Annotated in this window: 1 pseudogene; it reads right to left on the bottom strand. The window is 37.2% G+C overall.

Annotation, left to right across the window (positions count from 1 at the left end):
• Window positions 1-516: pseudogene (locus tag ACFIM6_RS10200) on the bottom strand (hypothetical protein); the annotation flags it as partial.

The following is a 516-nucleotide window of genomic DNA, read 5'->3' as shown; positions in this document are numbered from 1 at the left end:
CCATTGATCGCATCATGCGAATCTTCAGCAATTTTCCCATCTTTAACATTATGGAGGGAAACGGGTGCTGTAGTCTTATCACCACCCAAAGTTATGCTATTATAATTAACGGTATCGTTTTCTTTATCATAGAGAACTGCAGCAGCACTTGTAAGATTAATATCATTAGAAATCTTCTCTATACTTTTATCAAGCTGAGCTTTGTTAACAGCTTCATTACCATTCACAGCTGCCTTCACACCAGAAATTGTACGAGCTTCACCAGATTTGTTTGCAACATTAATTTCTGTACCCCCTGTTGCCTTACCTATGGTGATAGTACCTTCATTTTCCTCCTGCTTAACGAGGCTATTTTTTGTCGCATTCGTAATCTGATTTTGGATATTCGTGATAGAAGTATCAACAGCATTAAAAGCAGAACCAACATCATTATGAGAATTACCCTGAATTGTGTAAGTTGGTGCTTTACCATTAGATACATCTGCACCACCACCAAAATATTGTGATGTATTTTGA

It is taken from the genome of Bartonella sp. AA9NXGY (assembly GCF_042196845.1).
GTDB lineage: Bacteria > Pseudomonadota > Alphaproteobacteria > Rhizobiales > Rhizobiaceae > Bartonella.
This window is presented reverse-complemented; position numbering and strand designations above follow the sequence as displayed.